The organism is Haloarcula amylolytica JCM 13557 (assembly GCF_000336615.1).
GTDB lineage: Archaea > Halobacteriota > Halobacteria > Halobacteriales > Haloarculaceae > Haloarcula > Haloarcula amylolytica.
On record NZ_AOLW01000006.1, the window covers coordinates 154,397 to 175,984 of the forward strand.

At 62.5% G+C, this 21,588-nt stretch carries 18 protein-coding genes; 9 read left to right on the forward strand and 9 right to left on the reverse strand.

Going from position 1 to position 21,588, the window contains the following annotated elements; translation table 11 throughout:
- Nucleotides 1–94 precede the first annotated feature (94 nt).
- Nucleotides 95–1,504 carry an erythromycin esterase family protein gene (locus C442_RS01110; RefSeq protein WP_049942754.1) on the forward strand — a complete coding sequence of 470 codons (1,410 nt, stop codon included), beginning with the start codon at nt 95–97 and terminating at the stop codon, nt 1,502–1,504.
- 237 nt (nt 1,505–1,741) lie between these two features.
- Nucleotides 1,742–2,374 carry a phosphoserine phosphatase SerB gene (serB, locus tag C442_RS01115; RefSeq protein ID WP_008307182.1) on the forward strand — a complete coding sequence of 211 codons (633 nt, stop codon included), beginning with the start codon at nt 1,742–1,744 and terminating at the stop codon, nt 2,372–2,374.
- 288 nt (nt 2,375–2,662) lie between these two features.
- On the opposite strand, the gene C442_RS01120 is transcribed toward serB, so the two are convergent.
- Both C442_RS01120 and C442_RS01125 read right to left on the reverse strand, forming a co-directional pair.
- A complete protein-coding gene (locus C442_RS01120; RefSeq protein WP_008307183.1) occupies nt 2,663–3,961 on the reverse strand; it encodes an O-acetylhomoserine aminocarboxypropyltransferase/cysteine synthase family protein in 1,299 nt (432 codons plus the stop codon).
- Nucleotides 3,962–4,342: 381 nt separating this feature from the next.
- The gene (locus tag C442_RS01125; RefSeq protein WP_008307184.1) at nt 4,343–5,911 is read right to left on the reverse strand and encodes a DNA-directed DNA polymerase II small subunit; all 1,569 of its coding nucleotides are present in this window, start codon (nt 5,909–5,911) and stop codon (nt 4,343–4,345) included.
- Nucleotides 5,912–5,999: 88 nt separating this feature from the next.
- On the opposite strand from C442_RS01125, the gene C442_RS01130 reads away from it, so the two are divergent.
- Together C442_RS01130 and C442_RS01135 are read left to right on the forward strand one after the other, a co-directional pair.
- Complete coding sequence (locus C442_RS01130) at nt 6,000–6,710, forward strand: S24/S26 family peptidase (protein ID WP_008307185.1); 711 nt, start codon at nt 6,000–6,002, stop codon at nt 6,708–6,710.
- Nucleotides 6,711–6,838: 128 nt separating this feature from the next.
- Complete coding sequence (locus C442_RS01135) at nt 6,839–7,492, forward strand: S24/S26 family peptidase (RefSeq protein ID WP_008307186.1); 654 nt, start codon at nt 6,839–6,841, stop codon at nt 7,490–7,492.
- 69 nt (nt 7,493–7,561) lie between these two features.
- Here C442_RS01135 and C442_RS01140 read toward each other — a convergent pair whose 3' ends face one another.
- Entirely contained in the window at nt 7,562–9,136 is a 1,575-nt protein-coding gene (locus C442_RS01140; protein WP_008307187.1) for a Cdc6/Cdc18 family protein, read from the reverse strand.
- A 932-nt stretch (nt 9,137–10,068) separates the two neighbouring features.
- Here C442_RS01140 and C442_RS01145 point away from each other — a divergent pair.
- The 4 genes from C442_RS01145 to C442_RS22800 all read left to right on the forward strand — a co-directional run bounded on the left by C442_RS01145 (nt 10,069) and on the right by C442_RS22800 (nt 12,042).
- Complete coding sequence (locus tag C442_RS01145; RefSeq protein WP_004590329.1) at nt 10,069–10,710, forward strand: Era-like GTP-binding protein; 642 nt, start codon at nt 10,069–10,071, stop codon at nt 10,708–10,710.
- A 4-nt stretch (nt 10,711–10,714) separates the two neighbouring features.
- The gene (locus C442_RS01150) at nt 10,715–11,098 is read left to right on the forward strand and encodes a DUF2073 domain-containing protein (protein WP_004517591.1); all 384 of its coding nucleotides are present in this window, start codon (nt 10,715–10,717) and stop codon (nt 11,096–11,098) included.
- On the forward strand, nt 11,098–11,784 hold the full coding sequence (locus C442_RS01155; RefSeq protein WP_008307188.1) for an OapC/ArvC family zinc-ribbon domain-containing protein: 687 nt from the start codon (nt 11,098–11,100) through the stop codon (nt 11,782–11,784). The genes C442_RS01150 and C442_RS01155 overlap by 1 nt, the downstream gene beginning before the upstream one ends.
- A gap of 132 nt (nt 11,785–11,916) precedes the next feature.
- Complete coding sequence (locus C442_RS22800; protein WP_008307189.1) at nt 11,917–12,042, forward strand: hypothetical protein; 126 nt, start codon at nt 11,917–11,919, stop codon at nt 12,040–12,042.
- Between the two features lie 55 nt (nt 12,043–12,097).
- On the opposite strand, the gene C442_RS01160 is transcribed toward C442_RS22800, so the two are convergent.
- A complete protein-coding gene (locus C442_RS01160) occupies nt 12,098–13,360 on the reverse strand; it encodes an RNA-guided endonuclease InsQ/TnpB family protein (RefSeq protein WP_008307190.1) in 1,263 nt (420 codons plus the stop codon).
- Nucleotides 13,361–13,634: 274 nt separating this feature from the next.
- Complete coding sequence (gene mdh / locus C442_RS01165; protein ID WP_008307191.1) at nt 13,635–14,549, reverse strand: malate dehydrogenase; 915 nt, start codon at nt 14,547–14,549, stop codon at nt 13,635–13,637.
- Between the two features lie 127 nt (nt 14,550–14,676).
- Between mdh and C442_RS01170 the strand changes: the two genes are divergently transcribed.
- Complete coding sequence (locus tag C442_RS01170) at nt 14,677–15,435, forward strand: Sjogren's syndrome/scleroderma autoantigen 1 family protein (protein WP_008307192.1); 759 nt, start codon at nt 14,677–14,679, stop codon at nt 15,433–15,435.
- 12 nt (nt 15,436–15,447) lie between these two features.
- Here C442_RS01170 and C442_RS01175 read toward each other — a convergent pair whose 3' ends face one another.
- The 4 genes from C442_RS01175 to C442_RS01190 form a co-directional block, all read right to left on the reverse strand.
- Entirely contained in the window at nt 15,448–17,985 is a 2,538-nt protein-coding gene (locus C442_RS01175; RefSeq protein WP_008307193.1) for a DEAD/DEAH box helicase, read from the reverse strand.
- A 66-nt stretch (nt 17,986–18,051) separates the two neighbouring features.
- The gene (locus C442_RS01180; protein WP_008307194.1) at nt 18,052–18,651 is read right to left on the reverse strand and encodes a dolichol kinase-like protein; all 600 of its coding nucleotides are present in this window, start codon (nt 18,649–18,651) and stop codon (nt 18,052–18,054) included.
- Nucleotides 18,652–20,388 (reverse strand): glycine--tRNA ligase, encoded by a 1,737-nt coding sequence (gene glyS / locus C442_RS01185; RefSeq protein ID WP_008307195.1) that lies wholly within the window; start codon nt 20,386–20,388, stop codon nt 18,652–18,654.
- Nucleotides 20,385–21,230, reverse strand: coding sequence for a CBS domain-containing protein (locus tag C442_RS01190; RefSeq protein WP_008307196.1), 846 nt, complete (start codon nt 21,228–21,230; stop codon nt 20,385–20,387). Before C442_RS01190 ends, glyS begins: the two co-directional genes overlap by 4 nt.
- Between the last annotated feature and the right edge of the window lie 358 nt (nt 21,231–21,588).

Here is a 21,588-nt window from a genome sequence, read left to right on the forward strand (position 1 = left end):
AAGTTGTCGATACGTCGGATCGTTTGCAAGGATTGGAAAACTGCTCGTGACTTTATTCTCCGGTGTTTTGAACCGGACGTCCTGAGAAAGTGCGATGAAACCAACGACAGACATCTCACGTCGCGAGTTCGTCACGGTGGCCGGCGCAGTCACTACCAGTGCGCTAGCGGGTTGTTCCGGGAGCACCGTTGAAACAACGGAATCAGCGATGGAGACCACTGATGGGAGCACAACAGGCGCGAATACGACCGATGGCGGAGCAACAGAGACAAATGACCTCGTCAAGGCTATCGATAGCCAGGCAGTTCCGTTCGAACTGAGATCCTCGTCCAGTGGGCTCGACGACATCGCCACCCGACTCGCTGAGACGCCTATCGTCGGGATCGGAGAGAGTTCACACGGGGTGAAGGAATTCAAAGCGATCCCTCGACAACTCGTTCAGCGACTGGTCGGCGACCACGGCTACCGTCTGGTGGCGATAGAAGGGACACTCGGGGACTTCGCTCCCGTGAACGCGTACGTCACTGGCGGGGAAGGTGACCTCGACGCGGCGCTGTCGTCACTCGAATTCTACTTCTGGCAGACCGACGAGATTCGCCGGCTGTTCCAGTGGCTACGGGAGTTCAACGACGGGCGACCCAGTGCGGACCAGGCTGTCGTGCGGGGGTACGATGCCCAGTTCTATCACATCAACGCGAGGGCTATCCGGTCGTACCTCGATAGCGTGGACCCGGAGTATCTGGCGGAGATCGAGGACTCGCTCGAACCGTTGACGACGCGGTTTCAGGCGACCGATCCCTCCGCGGTCGCGACCGATTCCCAGGTGGCACTGATCGAGGATCTCGAAGAGCGGCTGCGGACCCACGAGAGTCGCTACGTGGAGCAGCGTTCGGAGACCGAGTTCCGGCTTATGCAGCGCCACGTCTGGACGCTGGAGCGAGGGCTACGGTTCGTGGAGAAACTCGCTGCCGAGGAGTACACACAGGGTAAAACGATCCGAGACGCAGCGATGGCCGACAACGTCGCGTGGCTCCGTGAGTGGACGGGTTCGGAGCGCGCCATCGTGATGGGGAACGCCAACCACACGATGAGAAATGTCGGGGACGCATCGGAGAACGGAGCGCGAATGGGGCAGCACCTGACAGAACGGTTTGGCTCGGACTACTACTCGCTCGGACTGCTGTTCGGGTCGGGTTCGTTCGCAGTGCCGGCAAACCACGAGAGAACCGAGTTCGAGACGTTCGACCTCGGTGGCCCAGTCGCCGAGACGCTGGAAGCGACGCTGGCGGAGGCGTCACACCCACAGTTTTTCCTTGATTTCGAAGACGTACGGGAGCGGGACTCGATCGACCGCTCGGTCGCGAATACATCGAAGATGCAGGTGACGGCCCCGAAGGCACCCCAAAAAGGTGCGATGGGGATTCCAGTACCTCCCTACGAACTGATGGATGGCGTCGTTTTCGTCCGCGAGGTCTCGCCCGCAGCGTTCTCCGGGTCAGCGTAGCCACAGCGAAGTCGTCTTTTTACAAACCGGTCACGACGGCTGGTTCAGGTTCGCGTCAGTATGTCCCGTATTCGCGGCGACTGCTGGTGCTCCCAAATCAGGACCCGAGAGAGGCGCTGTGAGACCGGTCCGGCGAGATGGAGAGCCCACTGCGGATCGTCGGATACCCGCTCGGCGTTGTCGGTTGACCAGCCGAAACCGGATGTTTTGAAACCCTCCACGCGAAACTCGGGGGCAATGCTAGTCGCTTTCGACTTCGACGGGACGCTCTCCGATTCGGAGATGACGGTCCTGCTGGGGAGCCAGAACGGGACGGCCGAGGACATGGCCGACATCACCGAGCGCGCGATGAACAACGAAATCGAGTACGCCGAGAGCCTCCGCCAGCGGTGTGCGCTCCTCGAAGGTCTCTCCGAGGAGAAGGCACAGGACGCCTTCGACGAGGTCGCCCTGCGCCCCGGTGCGGCGCGGGTCATCGAGGCGCTACGGGACGCCGGCGTTTACGTCGCTATCCTCACCGGCGGGTTCGAACGCGGCGTCGAGGTTGCACTCGAAACGGAGGGGGTCGAGGTCGACGCCATCGTCGCCAATCGGCTGGTTATGCAAGACGGGGAACTCACCGGGGAGGTCCGCGGCCCGCTCATCTCCGGAACGAAAGACGACGCGATGGAGGTCGTGACCGCAGTCACCGGCGAGGACCGGGACACGACGGTCGCCGTCGGCGACGGAGCCAACGACCTGCCGATGCTCGAAGTCGCAAACCTGGCTATCGGCTTCGATCCGAAGCCGGCCGTCGCCCCGTCGTGTGACACGTCAGTCGAGACGATGGATGAACTGTACGACCTGCTGGAAGCCGAAGACGTCCTGTAGCGCAGTTTCCGCGCTCGCGCTCCGGATAGCGCATTGAAGCCGTTCTCGCCGCTGAACAGTATCGGATGAGAGATTGAAGCAGGGAGAGGCACGCTCCCCACGGATGCGAGCATTCGTTGTCGGACCAATGACAGAGTATGGTTGAGCGTGAACCGACGCGTGCTCGCTATCGGCGACGGTTCATTGAATACATTATCCTCTCCCGTAATAAACCTAGTGAACAGGAGGATTCTTGCGCCGCTTTGGTACGAGTGTCCAGATATTTTCCCCAGAATACTGTATCTTCGGTTAGTTGGTTGCCTGACCGATAGCCTGATCGAGGTCGGCTTTGATGTCCTCGACAGATTCGGTCCCGACAGAGAGACGGACCATGTCGTCGGTGACGCCAGCAGCGGCCTTCTCCTCGTCGGTGAGTTGCTGGTGGGTGGTCGAGGCCGGGTGGATGATGAGCGTCTTCGCGTCGCCGACGTTGGCCAGCAGTGAGGCGATCTCCGTCGATTCGACAGTCGTTCGGGCGGCGTCGTACCCCGCTTCGAGGCCGAACGTTATCATGCCGCCGTAGCCGCCGTCGAGGTACTCGCTGGCGGTGTCGTGGGTCTCGTGGTCTTCGAGGCCGGGGTAGGTGACCCACGAGACTTCGGGGTGGTCCGCGAGGAACTCGGCGACGCCCATCGCATTGTCGCAGTGGCGGTCCATCCGCGCGGGCAGCGTCTCCAGACCCTGCATCGTCTGCCACGCGTCGAAGGGAGACTGCTGGCAGCCCAGATCGCGGAGGCCGCGGGCGATGGCGGCGTAGGTGAAGGCCGCGTCCTCGAAGCGCTCCCGGAAGTTGACGCCGTGGTAGGCTGGGTTGTCGCCGGCGATTTCGGGGTACTTGTCGGCGTGTTCCTCCCACGGGAACGAGCCGCCGTCGACGAGCACGCCGCCGACGGTGGTGCCGTGGCCGTGAATCCACTTCGTCGTGGAGTTCCAGACGAGGTCGGCCCCGTGCTCGATTGGGTTGCAGAGGTACGGGGTCGCGAAGGTGTTGTCGACGAAGAAGGGAACGCCGTGGTCGTGGGCGATCTCGGCGAGGCGCTCGAAGTCGGGCGTGACGAGCGACGGGTTGCCAATAGTCTCACAGTGGACGTAGGCGGTGTTCTCGTCGATAGCCTCGGCGTAGGCGTCGTAGTCGAGCGTGTCGACGAAGCGGGTCTCGACGCCGTTGCGCGGCGCGGTGTGGGTGTAGTAGGTGTAGGTCCCGCCGTACAGCGACGACGCCGTGACGACGTTGTCGCCGACGTCCGCGAGCAGGAACGTCGCCAGATTCAGCGACGCCATTCCCGACGCGGTGGCGACCGCACCGACGCCGCCCTCCAACGCCGCCAGCCGTTCCTGCAGCATCCCAACCGTGGGGTTCATCAGCCGCGAGTAGATGTGGCCCGGCTTTTCCAGTGCGAACTGCTTTGCGGCGTCCTCGGCGTCCTCGAAGACGTAGGAGGTGGTCTGGTACAGCGGCGGCGCGCGAGAGCGGGTCTCGGCGTCCGGCTCTTCCTGCCCGACGTGCAGCGCGTCGGTTTCGAATCCGTGGTCTTGGTCGTCACTCATACACCCCGCTTTCGCCTGATAGGTCTTAATAACAGCCACACCGGTCAGCCCCGCCACTGCTACGAGATACCGGTGATTCTTCGCACTAATGCCGAATGGGTTCGGCCATGGGTCGACAGGGTACAATCTGGGCGGTGCTGTCGAGACAACGTACAAACAGGCGGACGGCCGGGAGCGAGTGGTGCGACGACTGTCGCACCCGAAGCGACCCGGGGAAGGGCAGGCCTGCGGTCGTGCCGGGCGGTTAGCATACCGGTCGCCTGGCGACCGGTTTCACCGGACGCGAACGGAGTGAGCGTCCGGCCTTTTTCGCCCACGTTTTTGTACGGGGGTTGAGCGCTCGGCCCCGGCGAGCGCGAGGCCCCCGTGGAAAAACGTGGTTTAGCTGAATTTGCGGACCGTCATCGAAAGCGTATCGAGGTCCAGAATCGGCGCGAAGCCGGCGTCCGGGTCGATGTTGACGCTCTTCTGGAACTCGGTCTGGGCCTGCCAGCATCCTGAGTTCAGCGCAACGACGTTGTGATACTCGCCCCAGCCGAGCTTGTGGACGTGGCCGGTGTGGAACACGTCGGGGACCTCCTCCATCACCAGATAGTCGCGGTCCTCGGGGGCAAGCCGGGTGTGGCCCCCGTACTGCGGCGCGACGTGGCGCTTTTTCAGGAGCTGATACATCGCCTTGTGTGGCTCCTCGTAGCTGGCCTCCTCGTCCGGGAGTTCGGCGATGACCTCGTCGAGCGAGACGCCGTGGTACATGAGAACGGTGACGCCCTCGACGGTGACCAGCGAGGGGTTGGAGTGGACCTGGGCGTCGTGGGCGGTCATGATATCTCGGAGTTCCTCGTCGAAGCCGGGCTGGGGCTCGGCCAGCCGAACGGCGTCGTGGTTGCCCGGAATCATCCGAATCTCCATGTCGCCCGGGACCTCCTTGAGGTACTCCGAGAACGCGCGGTACTGGTCGTAGATGTCGATGATGTCCAGCTCCTCGTCCTGCTCGGGATAAATGCCAACGCCCTCCACCATGTCGCCGGCGATGAGCAGGTATTCGACGTTCTCGGCTTCGGAAGTGTGGAGCCAATCGGTAAAGCGGTGCCAGGCGTCTTCCATGAACTCCTGGCTCCCGACGTGAACGTCGGAGATGAGCGCCGCCTGGACGTGCCGGTCAGCGGTCGAGGGACTGTGGGTCCGGGGCACGTCCGGGAAGTACAGCGAGTCCACGAACAGGATGCCGGCGTCGTCGGCCAGCGTCCCCTCGACGGCGATGACCTCGTCCATGAGCAACTGCTGGACGAGGTCGGCGATGGGCCGGTCTTTCATCACGAGGCAGGGGAAGGTCCCGTTCGTGTCTTCCAGTTCGACCAGCCAGTGCCCGCTGGCGGTCGACCGAATATCCGAGACCATCCCGATGAGTGCGGCGTCGCTGCCACCGCCCATGTTCTCGGTGGCGTCAGTCGGTCGGTGGTTCACTCTGCCGCGCAGCTTGCCCGCCAGTTTCTCGTAGCGGTCCCGGAACACCGCAACGAAGTCAGAGTACTCGCCGGTCCCAGTGGACTGGCCGGTCATGTCGTTCGCGACTTCGATTGCCCGGAGGGATGTGTCCACGTCCCGTGACCCCCCCGTTTCAGGTGGAGCGGACGCACCCGGTTCGGTCGACGAGGCTGCGTCAGTTCCAGTTGAAACGGAGGGGTGTGATTGAGTCGGAGCGCCGGTTGTTTCGTTTTCGCGGTCTGGTTCGGTATTTGACGTTCCCTCACCGTTTTCTGTCGGTTCAATCACAGATTCGACGTGGTCTGTTGTCAGCTTCAGCGCGTCGTCGGGGAGGGTTTCGAGTGCGCGTTCCAGCGTCGCCGATGGGTCCGGTGTGTCGGCGATCCGAGTCACTGCCTCGCGCTCCGCGTTGTAGCCGTGGCTCGCGAGTTCGCTGACGATTCGTGCCGGCGTCTCCAGAGGCACGTTCCACACTCAGTGTCTGCGGGCAAAAGGATAGCGAACCAACGGCCGTCACAAGATTGATACGCCGCTGTCGGCAATCCGAGATAGGATGGGCCGGGACGAACCGACCAGTAGCACGCCTCCAGACGGGACAGAGGAGTCTGTGGAGGCCAGCCCTGCGTTTCGTCTCGCGCTATACGTCCGTGACATCGGTACGAGCGTCGGGGCCGTGGTGCTCGTCGGCGCGTTCCTGTTTGCTGTCAGCGGGGTGTGGCCGCCACTGGTCGCCATCGAAAGCGGGAGCATGGAGCCACACATCGACACCGGCGATATGGTGTTCGTCATGGACGCGGAGCGGTTCTCGGGACAGGAGGCCCGTCACGGCGTTGTAACGGCAGCGGCCGGGACAGAGACCGGGTATCGGACCTTTCAGCAGTCCGGGGACGTCATCGTCTTCGAACCTAACGGTAACGAGCAGCGAACGCCGATCATCCACCGGTCGATGCTGTGGGTCGATGCCGGCGAGAACTGGTACGACCGCGCGAACCAGACGTACGTCGGGAGCGCGGACAGTTGCGACGAACTACAGAACTGTCCGGCGCCGCATGCTGGATTTATTACGAAAGGTGACAACAAAGTAACCAACACTAGATACGATCAGGTCACCGGGGCGAGTACCGTTGTCCGTCCTGAGTGGGTCATTGGGACCGGTACTTTCCGAATTCCGCGTCTGGGATACGTGCGGGTCCAGCCGTCTCAGCTGTGGCACACGTCGGTGTCGATACCGGTCGGAGGAGCTACAGCACCAGCGGCAGCCTGACCAAACCGGAAGATAGCGTTCGGTCCAACAACAGAAAGTTGATTGGCCGCCTCCGAGTATTCGTGGTACGAATGGCCGGGTCAGACCGTCGGTCGTCGGACGGAGACGAAACCGAAGGACCGGGAGGGATGATGTACGTGGCCGATATCGTCAGTAGCGCCGGCTCGGTCCTGCTCGTCGGGGTGTTGCTGTTCGCCGTCAGCGGTGTGTGGCCCCCGCTCGTCGCTATCGAAAGCCCGAGCATGGACCCCCATATCAAGGAAGGCGACCTCGTGTTCGTGATGGAAGAGGAGCGGTTCTCCGGCCCGGGTGATCACGAGGGTGTCGTCACCGCAGCGAACGACGACAGCTATCGGACGTTCCAGCGTCCGGGCGACGTTATCGTATACGAGCCCGACGGCAACAGTCGGCAGACTCCGATCATCCACCGAGCGATGCTGTGGGTCGAGGAGGACGAGAACTGGTACGACCGCGCGAACAAGGACTACATCGGCAGTGCGGACAGTTGTGACGACCTCAGCTCCTGTCCGGCCGACCACGCCGGCTTCATCACCAAGGGCGACAAAAACGGCCGATACGATCAGGTCGGCTCTCCCCCGATCAGCGAACCGGTCAAACCCGGGTGGGTCGTCGGTACGGCAGAGATACGCGTCCCGTTGCTGGGACAGGTCCGACTCCAGTGGAACAAGGCCGGAGCGACTGGTGTAGTAACGGACGAGGCGGGGCCGACGGTGACGGACGAGACGGGACCCACAGCGGTGAACGGCACCGCGGCCGGGTAGCCGTAGCACTCGAAGGGGACTGTTTCACCTGGAACGGCCGAGCTGTCGAGCGCGAATACAGTTCGCAGGTCAGTTGTCGAACCGGGCCTGGACGAACGGCTGGACGTCGTCGATATCGCCGAGTCTCGAATCCGACAGGAGCACCGCCTCCGTTTCTTCGGTTGGAACCGAGAGGGAGATCTCTTTCGTGCGCCCGTAGCGGCCCTTCGAGACGACGACGGCGTTGACGATGCCGAGCATGTCCAGCTCCGAGATGAGGTCTGTGACGCGGCGCTGTGTCAGGATGTCGGCGTCGATCTCCTCACAGAGGTTCTTGTAGATGTTGAACACCTCGCCGGTGTTGATGTTGTGGACGCCGTTCTTTTCCAGCAGGATGATGGCAAACAGGACGATCTTCGACTGCGTGGGGAGCGTCCGGACGACCTCGACGACGCGGTCGAGTTCGATCTTCTCCTGAGCCTGCCGGACGTGGTCTTCGAGGACGTTGTCCGTCTGGTCACGCTCGGCGAGTTCGCCGGCCGTCCGGAGGAGGTCGAGCGCCCGGCGTGCGTCCCCGTGTTCCTGTGCGGCGAAGGCCGCACACAGCGGGATGACGTCCTCAGTGAGCGCGTCGCCTTTGAACGCCACGTCAGAGCGTGCCTGTAGGATGTCCCGAAGCTGGTTCGCGTCGTAGGGCGGGAAGACGATCTCCTCCTCGCCGAGGCTGGATTTGACCCGTGGATCGAGGAAGTCGGTGAACTTCAGATCGTTCGAGATGCCCATGATGGAGACACGGGAGTTCTCCAGTTCGGAGTTCATCCGGGAGAGGTTGTACAGCGTGTCGTCGCCGCTTTTCTCGACGAGCTTGTCGATCTCGTCGAGCATGATGACGACCACGCGCTCGTGGTAGTCGACGGCGTCGAAAAAGGAGCTGTACACCCGATCCGTCGGCCACCCCGTCATCGGGACTTCCTCGAACTCCGCCTTGTCGGCTTCCAGCGATTCGATTTCGGTTTCGATGTCGTCGAGGGAATCGAACGCCGTCTCTTCGAGTGCAGCCGCGTTCTCGCGTGCGCGTGATTGAACATCCTCGAGTTCGGCGATGCGGTCGTCGATGAGCTGGGCGTTCTTGTCGATGAACTTGTTCGCGAGCTGGGCCAGCACGCGGTACTGGGTGTCGGTCACCTCGCAGTTGATGTACTCCACTTCACAGGGGACCTCGTACTTCTGTGAGGTCGTTTCGAGTTCCTCGCTGACGAACTTCGCGGACGCGGTTTTCCCCGTTCCAGTCTTGCCATAGATGAGGATGTTCGACGGCGTATCGCCGCGCAAGGCGGTGACGAGAATCGTCGCCATGTTGTTGATCTGCTCCTCGCGGTGGGGGAGTTTGTGCGGCGTGTAGGAGGGGCGGAGGACCTCCTTGTTCTCGAAAATGGGTTCCCCTTCGAGAAGGTCGTCGAACAGGCCGCGGGACGCCTCGTCTGAGGGATCGTCGGATCCGGCATCGAGATTGTCGAGAATAACGTCATCGAGATCGGACGGCCCGGTCGATGTCCCGGAGTCCGTTTCGACATCGAGTTGCTCGTCGGACCCGTCGGCGTCGTTCGACGTCTCTGTCGTCGACGGGTCGGATGCCGGGGCCGAGTTGTCGCTTTCGTCAGTCATAGTCGAGAGAGTCCCCTTCGTTTCGTGTGGAGAGAGTTGGAGACACCGGAACAGAGGGAGCGAGGAGTGCGTCAGTGCCGTCGTTAGTGAGCATCAGCGCTCTCCGGTGCGTCCAGTTGAACCACATGAACCGTACCGTGAGTCGATATTAAATATTTCGGTACACCACCCATGAAACATATATGTTGTCATATTTATGATTTCTCCCGCATGGGTTCCGTTGTCGTAAAGAGGACTATAGCTTCAGTTTCACTGGGTTAGACGGGCATGGTACGGCAGGGGAATGAGTGGAGGGGAGGGAAGCCATGGAGTGGTTCCGGGAGCTGGTACGCTGTGTGAACACGACTGGTGGTACCACGGAAGGACGGGACCTGTAGGACAAAGCGACCGTAACGGGCCAACCCCCCCACCCCTTCGTTTCCGGTGGAACGGGAAACAGGCCCGGGGGGAGGGGGTGAGGGGGGCGAAAATGCCCTCTAGTAAGGAGAAAGGTTTAATACACTACCTCAAAAACCAAAGCCGTACTAGATAAAACAAATTCCTAGTAGAGGGTAGTGTTCAGTTTTCTAGTGTCTAGGCCGTTCTAACTAGTGGTATCGCAAGTCGCGCCGATTTGAACAGCTGGTCCGCTCCCGATTTGATCGGTAATTCTCCACCCCCTCCCCAGGGGTGTCTGTCGTTCCACCTGAAACAAAGGGGTGGGGGGCTAGGATGGTCCACCCCCAATCCGAATCGCTGGGTTTCGGATGACCGGACTCCACCCGAACAGTTCCCGTCACGATCGCATCCGCGGAAACGCGCACACGCTGATCTGTGCTATGCCTCCCCATGTCAGAAAAAGGACTAATGTCTGACGTAGGCTTAAGTGAATTCGCCTATCTTTTACGGGCAGAGCCGCCATACCGGACGACTCCGGGCGGCGGGAGGATAGGATGGGATTGTTAACAAACCTCAAAGATAGCATCTCACGCGCGGCATCGACGCTGTTCTCCGAAGAGGATCCGAAGCGGATCGGTATCTACGGCCCGCCGAACGCCGGCAAGACGACGCTGGCAAATCGCATCGCACGCGACTGGACCGGCGACGCCGTCGGTCCGGAGAGTCACGTTCCACACGAGACTCGCCGTGCGCGCCGAAAGGAGAACGTCGAGATCGAACGCGACGGGAAGAAAGTGACAATCGACATCGTCGACACGCCGGGCGTGACGACGAAGGTCGATTACACCGAATTCCTCGAACACGACATGGAGAAAGACGACGCCGTCCGTCGCTCCCGCGAAGCGACCGAGGGCGTCGCCGAAGCGATGCACTGGCTCCGCGAGGATGTCGACGGTGTCATTTACGTGCTTGACTCCGCGACCGATCCGTTCACGCAGGTCAACACCATGCTCATTGGCATCATCGAGAGCCAGGACCTTCCGGTGTTGATCCTCGCGAACAAGATCGATCTGGAGGAGTCCTCCGTCCAGCGCATCCGAAACGCCTACCCCCAGCACGAGACGATTCCGCTGTCGGCGCTTGAGGGAGACAACATGGACGAAGTCTACGACAAAATCGCGGAGTACTTCGGGTGATATAATGGCAGAAGTCAAAGACCCAGACGACGGCGTCCAGATCGACCTCATCAGCGGCGAACGCATGGCCGGACTGGCCTCGATGGAGAAGATCCGAATGATTCTCGACGGGGTTCGTGACGGCAACATCGTCATCCTCGAAGAGGGACTCTCCCCCGACGAGGAGTCCCGCCTGATCGAAGTCACGATGACGGAGATCAGCCCCGACGAGTTCAACGGCATCGAAATCGAGACCTACCCCAAGTCCGAGGCTGCCGACGCTAGCATCCTCGACCGGCTGATGGGCAAACAGTCGACCCAGAAGCTGACAGTCATCGGGCCGGCGAACCAGATAGAGACGCTCCATAAGGACGAAACGCTCATCAGCGCGCTCGTCTCCCGGAAATAATGCCCCACCAGTGTACGGACTGTGGCCGTGGCTTCGACGACGGGTCGAAGGAGATGCTCTCGGGCTGTCCCAACTGCGGCGGGAACAAGTTCCAGTATCAGCCCGAGGGGGCCGACATCTCCGAGACGCCGGACGCGGAGCCACCGGAACCACCGGGACCTGACAGCACTGTCGCCCGTACCGTCGGCAAGACCGCCGCCTCGGTACGTGACTTCGTCAGTGGCTCCGCTCCGGACGGCGACCGTCCCGCCGAACAGTCCCATCTCGACGCCGACCGGTCGGCTGACTCACAGCCGAGTGACCCATCCCACACGTCCGGCTCGCCGTCGACCGAACCCGACCGCACGTCTGCGGCTGAGGATTCAGCCCAGGCAAGTGCCCGCGGCGATATCGTCGAACCGGACGAACTCCCGTCCGACGCACCGTCGGCGTCCGAATCAGAACACCAGTTCCGCCCTGTCGGTGCGGACCCTGACCCACCGGCGGAACCAGAACAAGAGGACCGCCCCGACCTGGAGGAACTGCGCGCGGAACTCAACGACCAGTTCGAGTCGATCAAGGTACTGGAACCCGGCCAGTACGAACTGAACCTGATGGAACTGTACGACCGCGAGGAGTACATCATCGCGCTGCAGGAAGACGGGCACTACTCGATTCAGGTCCCCGAAACCATCCGTTCCGAGTGACCGACACGGTCTTATCGCCGCTTTCACCCATTCGTTAGCCCGAATTATGCCGTAGAACGGCTGCACACTCCATTGAGTATCAACGCGGGCACAACCATTATATAATATGCCGTGGATGCTTCGGATAACGCCATGAGCCACCGAGAACTCTCGACATCGGATTCACACCTCGAAGAGTGGGCGTCACTCCTCGGTGCTGATATCGACGACGACGGGCGTGACAGCGACTTGCTTGACGACCAGGACGACCCCGCTTGACATCCTCTCCGCCCTGAAGGGCGAAGATTCCCGACTGCCGTTGGGATATTGTGGTCTACGGGACAACCTGTTCTTGTGGGCGTAATCTGCCCGTTGATTTATCGAACAGGCGCACCGATGGCTGTGCCAAACAGCCGTTACTCCTATCCTGTGACGGACTCGGAGTTACCGTCGCTCGCATATTCTCCGCCGCATTCAGATCACTGTTCGCAACCAAATCACACTCTGAACACACATACAACCCGCGCTCAACACGGTTAGAATCCGCTTCTGTGCCACACTCACAGCATGTTTTCGAGGTTTTTAATCCGCCTTCGGGAACGCGCTCTATACTGATGCCGCGTTCTTCGGCTTTGTATTCAATGTGGCTCAACAGCGTTTCAAACGCCCAATCGTGCAGCCGCTTGTTCCCGTGGCGTCCCCAATCAGAGTCGTCACGAATCTTTTTCGGATGACCTATTGCTATCGTCCCGACATTGCGAGTGGCGCATTGCTCCACAATATCTTTCGATAGTGCGTGCAAGAAATGGTCTTGCCGCCGGGACTTCTTTTGTCGAAGTCGCTGTGCCTCATTGCTCGGGCCGTTTTCACCCTCTGTGTTGTATTCTTCATGACGGAAGTAGTGAGTATCTTCTTTCAGGGCGTTGCCCGGATACAATAGCGTCTCGTCACCGATAGAGACAGCCGCCGTGTTGCAGATACCAAGATCAACACCAGCCGTCTTCTCGCCGGGACTCTCCGACGTTTCAATCTGCATTTCGCAGACGAAATGCAGTTCCCACTGGTTGCCAGTCCAGACAGAACGCACCGTCTGGACGGTTTCAACATCGGAAAGCGTCTGGTCGTCTGCTTGGATCGTGTATTCACAGAGGATGTAGTCTGCGGCGTACCGAGACTCCTTCATATTCGTGCCCTTTGAGAGACGAACGCGGTTGTACTCGGTATCCAGTTTGAAGCCCTTATTTTTCCACGTCACGGTTGAACGCGGGTGTTCGTCGCCGTGTTTGCGATAACCGGGCGGATTCGCGTCAGGATCGTCCTGCTCGTACCACGAGACGAACGCCTCACCAAGTTCTTGGAGAACTCGTTGACTGGACTGAGAATGTAGGTCCGCGTAGCGTTCGTGATTTTTGAGGTACGAGCAGAGTTCGTCGGCGCTTGGGATATGGTCGATAGCGTCCCAAACACGAGAGATTGTCCATCGCCCGATGTTCCAGAGTTTGCTGGCGGCGAAGCCATGCGAATCAAGGTCGTCAGAGACTTGCGAGTGATTAGTGACACTCGCTTTCAGTGTCCGAGTGACGACCTGATTCGACACACGTAAGCATAGTATTATTACTTATATAATTGTTCGGGTGATGTCTAATAGTGGAATATCCAGCCGTAGCTACGGGTGTAGCATGACGCCAATTTGTCGGATTCATGGCCGCCGTGAACGGCGAGGCTTTCTCCTCGTTTTCCCGTAACGATCACGGTTCGTCAGGGAGCACCTCTCGCAGTTACAGCCACGTCTCTCACACCGCTGGCGAGGCGAAAAATACAGCTCGGGACGGATACCGTCCCGAAACCCGTCGGTCGCGAGCGATACCGGGTTACGAGATTTTGTCGTACTGGTCGGAGAGCTTCTCGGCGGCGTCGGCCATCAGGTCCTGCTCGTAGTCGTCGAGGTCCCACTCGACGATTTCCTCGACGCCGTTGCTCCCGAGACGGACCGGAACACCGAAGGCGGTGTCCTCGTGGCCGAACTCGCCCTCTAACTTGACCGAGGCCGGCAGCACCTCGCCCGTGTCGTGGAGGATAGCTTCGACCATGTGGGCGACGCCGCGTGCCGGCCCCCACTCGGTCGCGCCCTTGCGCTCGATGACGTCCATCGCCGATTCCTGCAGGTCGCCCAGCAGCGCCTCCTTCTCGTCGTCGCTGAACTCGGGGTCGGTGCCGTCGACGCGGACCTTCGAGAACACGGGGACCTGTGCGTCGCCGTGTTCCCCGAGAATCGTCCCTTCGACGTTCTGAACCGGCGCGTCGAACTCCTCGCTCAGCACGTAGCGGAACCGCGCGGAGTCCAGGCGGCCGCCGAAGCCGATGACCTGCTCGCGCGAGCGGTCGCCAGCCTCGTAGAGGTGGCGGTTGAGCAGGTCGACGGGGTTCGACGTGGTCAGCGAGATATAGTCGTCGTTGTGCTCGTCCAGCGAGGACTGGATGTCCTCCATGATCGGCGCGTTGTCGCCGGCGAGGTCGATACGGGTCTGGCCGGGCTGGCGGGGGATGCCGGCCGTGATGACGACCACGTCGGAGCCGGCGGTGTCCTCGTAGCCGCCCTGGCGGACACGCGTGTTCGAATCGTAGGCGATGCCGTGGTTCGTGTCGGCGGCCTGCCCGACCGTGTCGTCTTCCTTGTCCGGGATGTCCACGAAAACGACTTCGTCAGCGATGTCACGGAGCGCGATGTTGTACCCTGCGGCTGCGCCGACTGTGCCGGCTGCGCCGACTACGCTTACCTTTGTCATACCATTCGGAAAGGCTCGGGCGCGAACGTTAAACGTGTCGAAACCCCGATTCCGCCGCACAGCGTTCAGGCAATACCGACATCTCGCACCCGTAAACTGTTTTCAGCCCCGTGGCGTTGTGACTTGTATGAGCGACTTCGACAAGGAAGCCGAACGCGAGAAACTCCGCGAGAAGTTCGAGCAAGAGGAGGACAACCGGGCGGCGACAGAGCAGATGAGCGAACTCCTGTTGAAGGGCGCGACGATGACGAACGCCCACTGCAGCGAGTGTGGCGACCCCATCTTCCGCTACGACGGCCAGGAGTTCTGCCCCAGCTGCCAGAAACCGGTCGCTCGTGATACGCAGGCCAACGGCACGGATGCGTCGGACGCTCCCGAACAGGCGGGTCAGAGCGATGACAGTGACCAGATTGAGGTCGCCGACCCCAGCGACGAGGCCCGCGTTCAGTTCGGCGACTCCGACGAGGGGGCAACCGAAAGTGCGCCGGACGCGACGGACGAATCCGGGGCGACGCCGTCGACGAGCGACCCGGCCGCTCCACCCGAAGCGGGGGGTAGCCAGACGCCTCAGCAGTCCGGCCACTCGGAGCCAGCGACACAGACCGCCCGAACAGGCGTTTCATCGGAGCAGGACCGGCAGACTGCAAACGAACAGCCGTTTGAGACGGAGACACAGAACCCCCCCGTTTCCGCTCGACAGACAGTCCCGTCCGATAGCAATACCGACGATATTGCGGCGAATATGGACGCGGCGTCGGCGCTGCTAGCCGAGACTGCCCACCGTTTCGCCGAGCGTGCGGCCGCGACCGAGAACCCGCGCGAGGCTCGCGAACATCTACAGGCAGCCCGAGAAGCAGCGGAAGCGCTGGACGCGGCGTGGTTCTGAACGGAGCCCTAGCTACGGGTCGTAGTCGCTGGCGATAACTTCTCGAATCCGGTCGGCGGTCACGTCGCCGATGCCGGACACGCCCAGCAGGTCGTCTTTGTCGGCGGTCATCACCGCCTCGACGCTACCGAAGGCTTCCAGCAGCGTGCGCGCGGTCACCGGCCCGACTTCGGCTATCGAGGCGACGACGTACTCCTGTTGTTCCGGGAGCGTCTTCGACTGTTTCTCCCCGTGAACGCTCACCTCGCGGTCGGCCACCTCCTGTTCCCGTTCGGCGATGACCTCCAGCAGGTCGGCGGTCTCGTCTTCGTCGCTGGTCCGGAGGACACTCGCGCCGAAGTCGACGGCCAGCGACGCGAGCGCCCCCTGAATCGCCTTGTGGTGGACGTTACGCGCGCCGAAGAGGTCCTCCCCCTCGATAACGACCACGGGCCGGCCGTAATTTCGCGTGGCGTCGCCGACCTGCTCGAACATCGACCGGTCGCCGCCCGTCAGCGTGTCCATGAAATCAGCGACGGTCTTGCGCTCGACGACCACGCGGTCCGAGAGGACGTAGTCGCCGACGGCCAGCGTTTCGAGTCGGGTCTCGATACCGTCCCGCGTCGAGAGGTCCCGGGCGATGTTCGAATCGAGCTCCCGCTGGTCGGCGACGATTTCGACGGGGTCGTCCTCGTCGTCGCGGCCGGCGCTGGCGCCCGTTCCCTCGTCGGCCGCTGTCCCAGCGGTCCCTTCGCCACCTGCAGTCCCGGTGTCTTCCCCGTCGCTCTGCGTCGCGTCCCCGTCGACTTCGGCCGCTTCCGACGGGTCGTCTGCGAAGGCGTCCAGCCCGGCCTGCCCGTCGCCGTCGTCGTTCTCATCGGCTGACTTGTTAGCTTCGCTACCCCTCCCGTTTCCAGTGGAACCCGACTGCCCTGTTGCGGTTTCCTCCTCCCCGGTTCCACTCGAAGCGGTCCCCTCGGCGTCCTCGTACTCGTCGAGACCGGTCTGGTCGAGGCGGGCTTCCAACTCGCCGGCGACGCTTTTGAGCTCGTTCAGTTCGCGTTTCATCCGCTTCTGGTCGTTGCGGGCCTTCCAGAAGTACGCCTCGTCGCGGGTGTCCTCGGCCAGCAGGACGACGACGCGGCCCTCGGCCTGTCGGCCAGTCCGGCCCTTCCGCTGGATGGCTCGAATCGCGGTCGGCACCGGTTCGTAGAACAACACTAGATCGACTTCGGGCACGTCAAGCCCCTCCTCGGCGACGGATGTCGAGACGAGCACCTCGAACTCGCCGTCCCGGAACCGGTCCAGCGTCTCCTGTTGCTGGCTCTGGCTCATCCCCTCGCTGCCGTCGGTGTCGCTCTGACCGACGAACTTCTGGGTCGTGAAGTGGTCCGAGAGGAAGTCCACGAGCGTCTCGGCGGTGTCCCGCGATTCGGTGAAGACGATGACGCGCTCGCCGTTCTCGATGCCCAGCGTCTCGGCCAGCAACATCCGGGTCTGTCGGAACTTCGGATGCAGGTCGTCGTAGTCACTGGCCTTCCGCATCGCCTCGCGGACCTTCGGCTCGCTGACGAGGCGCTGGTCGGCCTTCGACGCGCCGGAGGAGCGGGCAGCCTCCTTTAGCCGCTCGAAGTACCGCCGCAGGGACTCGACGCTCTGCGTTTCGACGTACGTGACGGCAGTCCGGAGCTTGCGGACCTCCGCGAGAAAGCTCATCCCCTGGTAGCCCTCGCTCTGGTCGTTGTTCATCAGGTCCCGCAGTTGCCCCTGAATCTGCTGGATTTCGCGCTCGGAGATGTCCGCCGAGGATTTGTTCGTGACGCCGAGTTCCCGTAGTTGGTCCAGCCGGTCTTCGATGACCTCGTTGATCGCGTCGCGGATCTCGACGACGACCTCGGGCAGTTCGATGCGGTTCCAGTCGACGCTGGTGTCGTGGGTGTACTCGGCCACGTCGGCGTCGTTCTCGGTCATCACCGCGACTTCGGACAGGCCGAGGTTCTCACACACTTCGAGTATCGCCTCCTCGTCGTCGCCGGGGGAGGCGCTCATGCCCGTCACAAGCGGGTCTTCGGCGTCGGCGTGGTAGCGGTCAGCGATGTAGTTGTAGGCGTAATCGCCGGTCGCCCGGTGGCACTCGTCGAAGGTGCAGTGGGTCACGTCGGCAAGGGAGATGCGGTTGCCGACGAGGTCGTTCTCGACAACCTGCGGCGTCGCGATGACGATGCGGGCGTCCTCCCAGAGGGCGGCCCGGTCGTCGGGTCGGACTTCGCCGGTGAACACGACGACGTCCTCGTCGTCGATCTCCAGGGCTTCGCGGTAGAACTCGGCGTGTTGCTGGACCAGCGGCTTCGTCGGGGCCAGCATGAGCGCTTTCCCGCCGACGGCGTGCAGCCGTTCGGCGGTCACCAGTAGCGAGACAGTCGTCTTGCCCAGCCCGGTCGGAAGACAGACGAGCGTGTGGTCTCCGCTCGCCGTCTCCGCCAGTTCAGTCTGGTAGCGGCGGTTCTCCAGGAACTCCGGCGTCACCAGCGGGCGCTCGACGTGCTCGCCACCGGCGTCGGTGGTCGCCATTACCCACGCGTTCGTCCTGCCGGTGGTTAAGGGTTCAGATACCAGGGTGAAAGTGAACGGACGGCCTCAGAGGCCGAAGCCGGGCAGGTACTGGACGCCGACCCACATCGCCAGCGCGCCAAGCACCGGAATCGAGAAGTTGTCGTCGATGACGTAGCCGGCGATCCGGGGTTTGACGCCGTCGGCGAACGTCGCCGCGATACCGCCAAGCACGGCTGCCGCGGGGGGGACGAACGGGGCCGCAAGCAGCGTGCAGACGCCGAACATCACGAGCAGGACCCAGGCCTGTTTGACGTTGCTGGCATCAGCCGAGCCCAGCAGGCCGCTGATGGGGTCGCCGATGGCGAGCATCAACATCGCCGGGACGGCGACCGTCTCGGTCATACTCGGAAGCTCGACGGCGAAGGCGACGATGGCTATCCCGACGATGTACAGCGCGTAGCCGGCGGGGTTGTCCTGTTCGTACTCGCGGGTGAGCCGGTCGTACACCACCCAGTCCAGGCCGGTCGTCAGCCGTACGGCTTCGAGAACACACACGACGACGAGCGCCACGGCTAGGAATCCCTGTACGACGCGCCACGTAATCAGGTCCGGCCGCAGCAGATGCGCGAGCGGGACCGCCGCACCGGTGACGTGGACGAGCCGCCGGGATACCTCGTCGGCCATCTACAGGTCGGCGAAGGTCAGGTCGCCGGTTGCGAGCCGTTCGAGCCGGTCGGCGAGCCCGTCGATGGGGAGGCGTTTCTGCTCGGTCGTGTCGCGTTCGCGTACCGTGACCTCGCCGTCTTCCAAGCTCTCGTAATCTATGGTCACGCAGTAGGGCGTCCCCACCTCGTCCTGGCGGCGGTAGCGCCGCCCGATGGCCCCGGAGTCGTCGTAGGTGACCGAGAGACCGGCGGCCCGGAGGTCGTCGGCGATGTCGCTTGCGAGCTCGGCCATTCCGTCCTTGTCCATCAGCGGGAAGACGCCGACCGTGGTCGGGGCCTGCTCCGGCGGGAGGTCGAGGTAGGTCCGCTCCTCGCCGTCGACCTCGTCGGTCTCGTATGCGTGTGCGAGCACGGTGTAGATGATCCGGCCCACGCCAAAGGAGGGTTCGACGACGTGTGGGCGGATGTGTTCGCCGTTCTCGGTGACCTCGTCGACGCTGAAGTTCGTCTCCTCGACGGGGACGGTGTGGGACTCGCCGTCGACCTCGACGGTGACCTCGTCGTCATCGAAGGCGTCCGGGTTCCGCTCGGCCAGCGCTTCGAGCGCGTCGGCGACCGCGCCGGCGTCCCCGCCGAACTCCGGCCCGAGGTAGCTCATGTCGGGATCGACGGTCGCGCGCTCGACGGTGATCGGCTCGTCGTACTGCTTGAACACCGTGTAGTCCTCGCCGGAGTGCTCGGCGTGTTTCGAGAGGTCGTAGTCGCCCCGATAGGCGAAGCCCGTGATCTCTATCCAGTCGCCGTCGACCTCGCTCTCGGCGTCCCAGCAGTCGGAGGCGTAGTGGGCGCGCTCGCCGGCCAGGTGCTGTCGGTAGCGAAAGCGGTCCATGTCGACGCCGACGCGCTCGTACCACTCCGTGGAGACACCCAGGTAGTAGGCGACCCACTCGCTCTCGACGACGCCCTCGTCGACGGCCTCGCGGACCGTGAGTTCGCGCTGGCCGCCGTCCTCGCTCTCCTGTGCTGCGGCGGAGTACAGCGGCAGCGTCACGTCCTCGACCTCGGCCAGCGGCGGTTCGTCCTCCTCGGGGTCGATGAAGTGTTCCAGTTCGGCCTGGGTGAACTCCCGGACGCGGACCAGCGACTTCCGCGGGGAGATCTCGTTCCGGTAGGCCTTCCCGATCTGGGCGACGCCGAAGGGAAGCTGATTCCGGGCGTACTCCGAAAGCTGCGGGAACTCCACGAAGATGCCCTGTGCGGTCTCCGGGCGGAGATAGCCCGGCGACGACGACCCCGGGCCGATGTTGGTCTCGAACATCAGGTTGAAGTTGTCGACCGGCTGGTCGGCCAGGGACGTGTGACAGGAGGGACACTCGATGCCGTGGTCGGCAATGAGGTCCATCACCTCCTCGTTGGGGAGCGATTCGGCCTCCTCGATGTCCGTGTTGTCCTCGACCAGGTGGTCCGCGCGGTGGGTCGCCCCGCACTCGCCACATTCGACGATCATGTCGTCGAAGCCGTCGAGGTGGCCCGAGGCCTCGAAGACGGGCTCGGGCATGATGTCGGGGGCCGAAATCTCCTGGTGGCCTTCCTTGACGACGTAGCGGTCCCGCCAGGCGTCCTCGATGTTCGATTTCAGCGCAGCGCCCTGTGGCCCGTAGGTCCAGAAGCCCGCCGTGCCGCCGTAGGCGCTCGACGAGGGGAAGTAGAAGCCGCGACGCTTCGCCAGTTCGGTGAGGCGTTCGCCCTCGCTCATAGGCCTCGCAGCAGGTCGATATCCCGGACGATGCCGGTGAGCTCGTCACCCGACAGCAGCGGGATCTGTTCGATGTCGTGCTCGATCATCAGCTGTGCCGCCTCCTCGGCGGTGCGGCGCTTGTTCACCGTCACGACCTCGTCGGTCATGAACTCGCGGACGGGCTCGGCAGGGAGCTCGACGTTGCGAGTGGGCATGTACCGACCGCCGACGGCTTTGATGCCTTCCCAGGCCCAGTCGTCGTCCTGGTTGGCGATGGAGTCGCCGGTGTCGTCCTCGCCCTCGACGACGCGGGCGACCGCGATGATATCGACCTCGGTGAGCATCCCCGACATGTCGCCGTCGTCGCCGAGCACGACGCCGTATGGGACGTTCGCGTGGGAAAGCTCCCGTTCGGCGACGGTCAGCGGCGTGCCTTCGTACACGCAGTTGATGTCGCGGTTGGCGAGATCACCGACGATCCTGTCGCCGTCGACGTCGCCGTTGGCGATGGACCGAATCACGTCGGTCACTGTGATGATCCCTTTGAGCTGGCCGTCGACGATGGGGAGGCGTCGCTCGCCGTCCTCGACCATCACCTGCGCGGCGGCTTCGATAGACGTGTCCTCGCTGATCGCCGGGACTTCCTCGACGAGCAGGGCTAGCTGGTCTTCGTCGGGGCTCTCGATGAGCGCATCGCGTGAAATAATCCCTCTGAACTCCTCGCCCCCGTCGGTCTCCTTGATGACCGGGACCGACGAGAAGGCCTGCTCCTGGAGGTACTCCAGTGCGTCATCACGGGTCCCAGGAATGGTGACCGTGACGACCTCCGAGCGTGGCGTCATAGCGTCTGCGACGTTCATACTGCCAGAACTTCCTTCCCGCATCTACTAAGTCCTTAACATCCGTCCGTTTTCGGCATCCGGGTAGCACGCCGGCCGGCCATCGGCTCTCGCCGACGACCGTGCAGACGCCTTCTCGGAAACCCAGGGACTGTGCCGCCTCGAAAACCCTTCGTCTTCTGCCATATTGATGTTCCGCATCTTGGTATGAACAGAACCACGGAGACAGCCGCTGATAGTTGATGTATAAGGCTCTGTGTGTACTGGCTCACGGACCATATCGTCCCAATATTGACAGGATACGAACTATTGTCAGACAGTTGGCGCTGGATCATACTCTTGCCCTCTATGGGTTTCGCTAAGTTTTTATATGGTTGTT